Source organism: Peribacillus loiseleuriae, assembly GCF_001183985.1.
In the GTDB taxonomy this organism is placed as follows: domain Bacteria; phylum Bacillota; class Bacilli; order Bacillales; family DSM-1321; genus Peribacillus; species Peribacillus loiseleuriae.
The window spans coordinates 674,251-683,582 of record NZ_LFZW01000001.1 but is presented as its reverse complement, the minus strand read 5'-3'; the positions used below and the strand labels follow the sequence as shown (position 1 = coordinate 683,582).

At 36.0% G+C, this 9,332-nt stretch carries 7 protein-coding genes; 2 read left to right on the top strand and 5 right to left on the bottom strand.

Annotated features, from left to right (window positions below):
- A partial coding sequence (locus AC625_RS27200) for a hypothetical protein (RefSeq protein ID WP_180320057.1) occupies positions 1-191 on the bottom strand: 191 nt, incomplete at its 3' end.
- 292 nt (positions 192-483) lie between these two features.
- Here AC625_RS27200 and AC625_RS03110 point away from each other — a divergent pair.
- Positions 484-1,083: a copper amine oxidase N-terminal domain-containing protein gene (locus AC625_RS03110; RefSeq protein ID WP_049679952.1), complete on the top strand. Its 600-nt coding sequence runs from the start codon at positions 484-486 to the stop codon at positions 1,081-1,083.
- A gap of 24 nt (positions 1,084-1,107) precedes the next feature.
- Positions 1,108-1,338 carry a thermonuclease family protein gene (locus AC625_RS03105; protein ID WP_049679951.1) on the top strand — a complete coding sequence of 77 codons (231 nt, stop codon included), beginning with the start codon at positions 1,108-1,110 and terminating at the stop codon, positions 1,336-1,338.
- 312 nt (positions 1,339-1,650) lie between these two features.
- On the opposite strand, the gene AC625_RS03100 is transcribed toward AC625_RS03105, so the two are convergent.
- From AC625_RS03100 to AC625_RS03085, 4 genes are all read right to left on the bottom strand, one after another.
- The gene (locus tag AC625_RS03100; RefSeq protein WP_049679950.1) at positions 1,651-3,285 is read right to left on the bottom strand and encodes a DUF2075 domain-containing protein; all 1,635 of its coding nucleotides are present in this window, start codon (positions 3,283-3,285) and stop codon (positions 1,651-1,653) included.
- A gap of 67 nt (positions 3,286-3,352) precedes the next feature.
- Positions 3,353-3,652 carry a nucleotide pyrophosphohydrolase gene (locus tag AC625_RS03095; protein ID WP_049679949.1) on the bottom strand — a complete coding sequence of 100 codons (300 nt, stop codon included), beginning with the start codon at positions 3,650-3,652 and terminating at the stop codon, positions 3,353-3,355.
- A 283-nt stretch (positions 3,653-3,935) separates the two neighbouring features.
- Positions 3,936-7,703: an AAA domain-containing protein gene (locus AC625_RS03090; protein WP_049679948.1), complete on the bottom strand. Its 3,768-nt coding sequence runs from the start codon at positions 7,701-7,703 to the stop codon at positions 3,936-3,938.
- A gap of 573 nt (positions 7,704-8,276) precedes the next feature.
- Entirely contained in the window at positions 8,277-8,732 is a 456-nt protein-coding gene (locus tag AC625_RS03085; protein WP_049679947.1) for a hypothetical protein, read from the bottom strand.
- Positions 8,733-9,332: the final 600 nt, after the last annotated feature.

The window sequence follows — 9,332 nt, the reverse complement described above, 5'->3', positions numbered from 1 at the left end:
GCTAATACTTTGTTCATATCTTTTTCTCTAACCCAAATTTCTCCTTCTCTAATCTCATAATTTATATTTGCCCCATCTAAACGTTCAATTTGGTTATCTGTTTTTTCTGTCCAGTAAATATAATCCTCTTCCGTATTACAACCTGATAAAGAAATGAGTAATATAAAAGCTATACCAAATATTTTCTTCATAGTAATCCCCTTTGCATTTATGGTCATTTACACCATAACATATTTTGTAAATTTATTATTGGACTTTTCTGCTTCGTTAGTTGATTAAAAGACCATTCCACAACCCTTGAGTTATGACACTCCAAGAATAATAGATAACATTGAACGATTACTCAACAAACGAATAGGATTAAAAAACTAGCATGATGAGTCAACTCGACCAGCCCTTTTTCAAACATCACCCCCATTTAGTACCATTTCATTAAAAAGAATTATGTACTAGAATAGTATGGAATAAAAGGAGGGAATTTTTGTGAGAAAAGGTTTATTATTTATCTTTACAATTGTTTTGGTGTTTTTACCATTTTCAATTAATGCCGATGCTCATCCAGGAAAAACTGATGCCGATGGAGGGCATACTTGCCATACTAATTGTGCTAAATGGGGGTTAAAAGACGGCCAATACCATTATCACAATGCCGATGGATCAGTTAGTCTTACTAAACCATCAACATCTAAACCTACAGCACCATCAGCTACAAATCGAAATCCATTGGTTGTATACATAAATGGAACGAAGCAATCTTATGACCAGCCGCCTGTGTTAGAGGACGGCCGGACATTAGTGCCGCTACGTGGCATTTTTGAAAGTTTGGGAGCTACAGTCCAGTGGGATCAACAAAAACAATTAGTTACAGCAAATCGTTCTGGAACAAAAGTACAATTAGAAATCGGCTCAAAAACGCCAACCGTCAATGGAAAAGTTGTGCCAATCGATGTACCTGCAAAGGTGAAAAACGGACGTACCCTAGTTCCTCTACGCTTTGTCGGTGAAGCTCTAGGAGCTACAGTTAATTATGATGCTGCAAACCGAACAATTAAAATTACATCAAGCGTGAATATTGCACCTTAATTTGATGCAAAAATTACGAAAGTCATGGCCGGCCATACACTAAAAGTAAATTTTAACGGTAAAGAAGAAACAACCCGTTTACTGTTAGTTGATACTTCAGAAACAGTTCATCCAAGCAAACCTGTTCAACCTTTTGGTAAAGAAACAAGTGATTACACTAAAAGTTTAGTGCTTGCTGGAATGGAAAGGCTGTTTGGAGTATTGAGAACTACGTTCAAGAAGATGAATTTAATTCATAATGTAAAAATCGAGTAGGAGGGTGTGACTAGCCCCCGTCTTCTCACACCACCATACGTATGGTTCCATTTTTGTCTGTCGTACTTGTGAATATCCCACATAAAGATTTTTCAACTCTTACGTCTCCCAATAGGAGTTTGTAAGGGTTCTTTGAGAATTTATAGGCCTAGCGTATGATTTTCATTTCTATAAACAATAAAAAAGAGTGCGGTAATGGAAACTTCGCACTCTTCTTATAAACTATTTAGTGTGTGCCTAATCTAAACTTATATAGAATCCTCAAAGTCAATGACTCTACGAATTTCATCAAAGCTAAATTTTTATTTGTAGCTAAATTTCATCGATTTTTTGAGTTCTTTGAAGTTCCAACAATCTGGATCTTAATTTCGGATCACTAGCATAAATATACAGCCCATGTATTCCTCTCTTCATAAGAACATTAATTGAATTTAATATGATCTTTTCCTTTATATCCTCACTATTTTGGAATTCATCTTTTCCTCTAAAAGCTTCCGTGTCCTTATAATTCTCAGTAAGAATTTTTAATTCATCTTTGCATTCATCATATGTAATTGATGGACCCAAAATTACACCAACATAGTTTAAATCAAAACCCTGGATTGTATATATGGACCCCACTTCTCTTACTGTATCTGCTTTTTCTGCCCATGTAATATTTCCGTAATCACCATTCCAAGGGAGTTTAAAATTATCTTCTTCTACGTAATACTCTTGATTGTCTTTCTTATGTATGTAATCGAATGTAGATACGATTCTCGCTAAACCATAGTCCTTATTCATTTTTTGTATTACGTCATACATTGTAGCCGCTGACTCGAAGATTTTAATATCATATTCAGGGTCCTTGGGTATTTTTGTAATCTTCTTTTCAACAAAATGGTCAATCCAATTCACCATTTCATTATTTGCTTTCATTCGGAATTGGTTAGTTAGCTTATAAGTAGGTTCCGTATTGTAATTTCCTATAATAGAGTAAAGCCTTTCTTCATCCCAGTAGCTCTTCATCTTTAACACTTGCTTATCATCATACACTGCAATAATAATCTTGCTATGCCTAATAATTTCTTGCAACTGATTATCCTCAACAAAATTATTATAGGGATCAGGCTTTGTTAACAACAAATGAGCTTCATCAACTAACACAATATCAGCCTTTTTCATCAATTTTTTCCGCTGATTAATAAAAGATGTTGGTTTTTCAAAATTCTTTTTAGTGAGTGCTTTAACGTTACCAGCTATTTTCTTATACGTTTTTAGCATCTCTGTATGATTTACTAATAAATAATTATTAGTATTATTTAAAGATGATGATTTTTCCTTGGAAAGCTCTTGGATTTTGTTAATAACTGAACTTAGTACAACACTTTTTCCCACTCCTGCTTCTCCTTTAATTAAGAAAACAAAAGGCTCATCATCATTAATGTGTTGTTTACAAACCTCAATAATCTTCTGCTGAAGTTCCAACTGTTCTATTGATAATTCTTTGAAGGGGGAAAGCTTGAATATATCCTTATTTTCAATGGTAGATCTAGAATTATCTACAATATCCCTTTTTAAAAGCTCGTCCCATATGTCTTCAAACAATTCCTCATTAAAGAATTTTTTATCATAATAATTGTGCATCACGCTATTAACTGTTTGACTCTTGTTTTGTAATTTGTACCGTTCATCCGCTAAAAAATAATTGATCAACTTGGTTTCAATATTGTATGTTGCGGATCGATTGAACTTTTCATGAATGATCAGCGACATCTTCTTTAATGATTTTCTCTCACGATTATTTAAGTGATCCCTCATACGATTTCTTACTGCCACAGTTTCACCAATATAGACCGTTGTACCATTATTTAGAAAGTAAACTACAGGATAATCGGTATAGTAACCATTAATACTATCTATTGATGTCTTTTCAAAAGGCATTGTTTTTATATCTATTTTACTCATTTTGCGTACTATCCACCCCATGTTTACTGATATATTGAAGAAGGATTCAATTTCCCCTATTCCTTAACTACTCTTTTTTTATTGGATATTTTAGAGCATTCTTCTCCATTTTCTTAAATACTTCCTCCTCCAAATCTACATTCATTTTTTCCGCTAATTGAAGAAGGTATATAAATACATCCGCCATCTCTTCTTTAATATTCTGTATCGATTCAGCGACCGCTTCTTCACTATTTCTCCATTGGAAATTTTCTAATAGTTCGTTTGCTTCTAATGATATAGAAATAGCTAAATCCTTTTCATTGTGATAAGGGGCCCAGCCCCGCTCATCTCTGAACTTAATAATTTTTTGAATAATATCGTTCATTTATAGCCCACCTAATTTAAATTCTATTCTTGTAAATATATTCTATTTTATCATTTGTTTTAATCTTCTGCTTATCATAAAAAAAGAGATACCAAAGTATCTCCCTAATTCGGTATATTATAAATTTCACCTTATCACATACTATTAGCAGCAATTTTCTTTATGACTTCCTCTAGTTCATAAGAGGAAAGCGCTCGACTTTCACTGTGCCTTCGCACAAAGGGGGAGATCCCCCCTTTTCTAATCCCCCAAAAAACAAGATACTTTAGGGCATCCCAAGCACTTATCTCGCCTCCAATGCATCCCGAACTTCTTCTTTCCGAACTAACTCCTTAATTCGCTGATCAATACGCTCTATCTCATTTACAGGATTCTTCCACCAATTTCTGCTCCAGATTCGTTCAATTACCCAGCCTCTTGATTCCAAATATCCTTGGCGATAAACATCTCGTTCTCTAGCGCTTGGGGAACTGTGATACATGGCCCCATCGCATTCAACTCCAAGTATGTATCTGGAACGATCATTTGGATGGGTAACTGCCATGTCAATTCGATAACCGGACATTCCTACTTGTGTGATGACTTCATATCCTAGATTCCGTAGTCGTTGGTACACTTGCTCTTCAAATGGGGAATCGAAATGAAGTGTTTGTTGTACAGCATGTGTACTTACGGTTTCGTTAATCTCTTGGATCACTGCATGTATGTCTTCTACCTTTCCGCCAGAAACGGCTCTTGCATATTTCAAGTAAGACTTTAATAGCTTCGGCCCTCGTTCGGATGCGTTGGCTACATTTAGGTCTTCTGGTTCAATACTAGAAACCACGATGGCCCCTTCTTTCGCACGGGTAACCGCTACGTTTAATCGATTTTCTCCGCCTTTTTGGTTAAGCGACCCGAAACGATTGTACACTTTGCCTTCTTCATTTTTTGCATAGCCGATAGAAAAAATGATAATATCTCGCTCGTCCCCTTGTACGTTTTCAATGTTTTTGACAAATAGTCGTTCATCTAGATTACGTGCCATTAATTCATTATAAAGGATTCTAAATTCTTCATCTTCTGCTGCTTCACCATCAATCATATCTTGTACCTTTGACTGTTGTTTCGCGTTAAAGGTGATAATCCCAACCGTTTTTCCAGGTTGTTGTTGCAGCGTACGTTTTAACTGCGCGACGACTTCCAGTGCTTCCACTTCGTTCGACTGGTTCAGCCATCTACCATCCACTCGTCTCCAAACAATTCCAGGTGGTTCTTTAAATGGCGTGACGTTTGGAGCAATTTGGACATAGCCGTTATAGAAGGCATGGTTAGAAAAATTAATAAGTTCTTCATACTTAGACCGATAATGCCATTGCAAAATCTTCGCTGGAAAACGTCGCTTCGCTAAATTGAGTAAACTAACTGACTCATCAGTATCAAACTCCGCTTCCTCCCCATTTTCTTCATCCGCGTATCCCGCTCGAAACATATTGGACGGCGGAAGCTGCTTTTCATCCCCCGCTACAACAATTTGTTTACCACGATATACAGACGGCATACCGCTTTCCACTGTTAACTGGGAAGCTTCATCAAATATAACAATGTCAAACAGTCCTTCCGTTAACGGGAAAATAGACGACACCATTTCTGGTGACGCTAGCCATACCGGTAAAATATCCACTAGTCCTTTGTCTGCAAAGCCGTTTACTAATTTACGAAGTGGCCAGATCATTCTCTTTTTACCTGTTTGATGTTTCAACTCTTTCGTCGACTTCCCTTGTACTTGTTGAACGGACTTTACCTTGTTCTTCAGTTCGTGGATCAGATACTCTGCAGCTACGTTCCGCTTTTCTTCTAATAGCTTAGCGAACGATTCGCGTATTCTTCCAAACTCGTTTGTAGAGACCTTTTGCACGTCTGGATACTTTGCCTCGATCTGATCAATCCAGTGAATATACGCTGAGTTTTTAAAGGTATCTACCCAAAATTCTGACAGCGTTTGGTCTGTATTTGACTCTTTTTCCTGTAGGGCAGTGATCACATTCTTTACATCGTCACTCGCCTGTCTCCAGAACATATCCATTAATTTCAGGTCATCAAAATCACGATGGATATACTCTAATAACAAGTCTAGCTCTTTTAACGGGATATCCCCTTCTGCGACGCGGTCTTGTAATATCTTCACTTGCTCCTCTTGCATCAAAGTAGACAGGACCTTCATGTCATCTGCCATAGCTTTCGTTACTTTTCCTAAGTCGTACATAATCTTTAACGACCGTTTTACCTTCATCCATTCTGTAGAACTAGTTCCTTTGAACTTCTCTCCGTTTGTAATCTCTTCAATAATGGATTTTCCTGTGATCGTCGTCCACCAGAAAATGCGCATACCTTGAAGGGTACGTTTTTGGCCATCATCTAAATCTGGATAGATTTTATCTAATCGATGTTGTACTTCCCATGTATAAGCAGGCGTAATCTTCTCAATATTCAGCGCTTCGATATAGTCTGTTGCTTTTTTCGCTTTCCCGATTAATGCTTCTAACGTTTCAATCGCTTCTAACTTCGCTTTCATGTCAAAAGCTGCAAAGCTCTTTCGGTGACGCAACGGATACGTCTCTTGTCCAAACTGCTCGTACCATTCTCCATACGTATACACCGCTTCCGCCATATCCCGTAAAGACTCTCTCGTCAATCGGTCGATCACACTGTTCAAAGAGATAATCTTGTTTGAATTGGTTATCGGTTTCGATTCACCGTAAAGCTCGTATAATTTATACCCATATGGCTGCGGCTCATAGAGCGCTTTGGCAATCGTGTTTAGTAACTGTTCTTGATTATCTAACCGAGAAGTCACGGTGATCAGCTTTTCAACCGCTTCGGCAAACTGCACCTCGTTATGTTCTAAAACGGTAGAAATTTTTTGGTAAAGTGCTTTTCGGTCCACTTTCTCATCATGCACAAGGGCAATATGGTCACTAAGCCCCAAACTATTCATCCGTTGATACACGACATCTAACGCAGCACGTTTCTGACAAACAACGAGTATCTTTTTCTTTCGATGAAGTGCATCCGTTATGAGATTTACAATGACTTGCGATTTCCCTGTTCCTGGAGGTCCGTGTATGACTAAGCCCTTTTGATGACGAGCCTCTCGCAAAATTTCTTCTTGGGAACCGTCTGTTCGTAATAGATTTAATATATCTTCTTTTTCACTAGTTAGCTCTTCTTCCTCAACACCACTAGATAACACACCTGCCTCAATTGATCGATCATCTTCAGAATTAATCAACTCCCCAACTAACGAAAGTGAGCTAGTTTCTGATAGATTAATCAACTCATCATAATCACGAACAATGGAAGAACCACCTTGTGGAAAATCACCAATGATCGCATTCTCCAGCAACGTCATATTAGCAACCTCTGGAATATCACTTACCTTATACTCCTTTAATCGACTTAGACCAGTTTCAGTAAACTGAACCTTTAACTGCTGCTTTTCCAAAAAGGCCATGATTTCCGTAAAGTCCATGGAACTCGCAATTGAAATAGCCTCTTCAAAAATCTCCTCTGAGAAGCCAAGCTTATTTAATTTCTTCATCGCCAAAAAGAGCGTCCGATTTAACTGTGGCCCACCTTCCTCCACACGTAACACCCATTTTTGCATCGCAATATTATCTTTTTCCAAACGAATTGGGTACAAGAAAAGAGGAGCTTGAATAAAGGTTCCATCGAGGAGAACACCAGATAGGAAAGGATATCCTAAATAAAGGTCATGTACACCTGTTTCATCTTCCATTGCTTTAATTTGACGATAGAGATCGGTTAACTTTTTTGATAAATTCATTGATTTCTCATCATCAAGAGAAGGATGCAATAATGTAATCTTCCCTTTCATTTTCTGCCCTACTATTTCCTTTATAATCGACTGTGCGTCTTCTTTTCCTTCTATGGAATCTAAATTCGCAAGGTCAAAGCTCCATTTCTGAGAGATCTTCAATAGGCGAATGGAGCGATTTCGTTTGTTTATATTGTTTAGCTTATCGCGCATGTGTATTAGATGAGCTTTCATTTGTATCACTTCTTTCGGTTAATGCGTTTTGTAGAAATAATCTATCTATAGTAAATTATACCTTATATTGTAGGCTAATGGTAACAAGATCTGGGTAGTAATATTTTCATGCTGCATCATTCCACATACTGAAGTGATATGTAGCATGTGTCATGGCACTTACAGTAATTCTAAGTACTGAAAAAACAACTGCAATATTCTTAAAGCAGTTGCTCTTTTTAGTTATATCAATGGTTTGGAACTATGCAATTTACTCTAAAATAGTTATACCTTAATTGGCTACACAAATTAAGTGAAAAAAAGTTGATTAATTCGATAGAGGAGGGCTGTTTAACTCTAGAAAAATTCGAAAAATCGGTCGTAGTGGTTCGGTCCCTAAGTAATACTGTTTCACTCATATCCTACAAAGGCATACTAAATTTTATAGACTACAGAGCAGATGTAACATCATCTAATTTAGCGCAAATATTACAAACTGAATTGTCCAGACGTGTTCCTTTTAATTTCTAAATTAAAGAATTCATATTTTGAATTCCATCCGTGATGTTTGGAGCCTTTTCAAACTCATTATTTTTAGCCTTTTAATAAGGGCAATTCACCATCAATACATAATTCAATTAAAATCTGACAACTAATACATACCTTGTCTTCTGGGGGTAATTCTATATATTCTTCTATGCATTGCCCGTATGTTTTTTCCAAATAATTAGAGAACTTAGACTGGAATAAGTCTTTGTCAATCCGTTTAAGTTTAGATAGGACATGCAATTCAAAATAATCTATTATTTGATCTAAAGTCCACGATTCCACGTCAGAACCGTGAGCATGGTGATTTATCCAAGAAACTGAAACCTCACTAGGGAACGCTATAGGTATAAAAGTTCCAGATCGAACAAAGATTCCATCTTCAAAAAGATAATTTATTTCTGGGGTATTATAGTTACATTCGAAGTATTTTAATAATTGTTGTAATTCTTTTATTTCAAATATTGGATCAATTATTTTAGTTTGATACCATTTTCTACTCATCATAAATCTCACCTTATTTCTTAATTAATTTAGAAATTAATTCTTTAAACTACTTATATTTTTCTTTTTATCTTCAAGGTAATTTTTTAATTGATTCGTCCATCACAATAAAAATTTGAATTAGCAGAATAAAAGCGGTAAAAAAAAGCTCCAGACCTTAAATAGAATATAGCAGATATTGTCGGTAACTGTCGGACTAGTTCCAGATTGAAAATTGGTGGTAACATCCATTTTAGTCACTAACTAAAAATAACTACGATACTTAGAAATAACTATATTATATTAAATTACCTTAACAAATCCTTTAAAATCATGGATTCTAAATAACTAGTGATTATAAATAATGGTCTTAGATTCAAATGTGGAGAAAATTATTTGAAGAAGATTTCAAAAGAAGTACTGTACAAATGATGATTGAGCAAAACAAGTCATTTGCCCAGACAGTGAGAGAACTATATATCAATCCAAATACCATTTATAATTGGCTGTAAAATATTCCAATCAGTTCATCGTTGTTACCCTTCTATAGACATTTTCGAATTATACCCGCGACTAATATCATTTAATTTATCACTTATATGTATTAGTTTTTTTCACTGT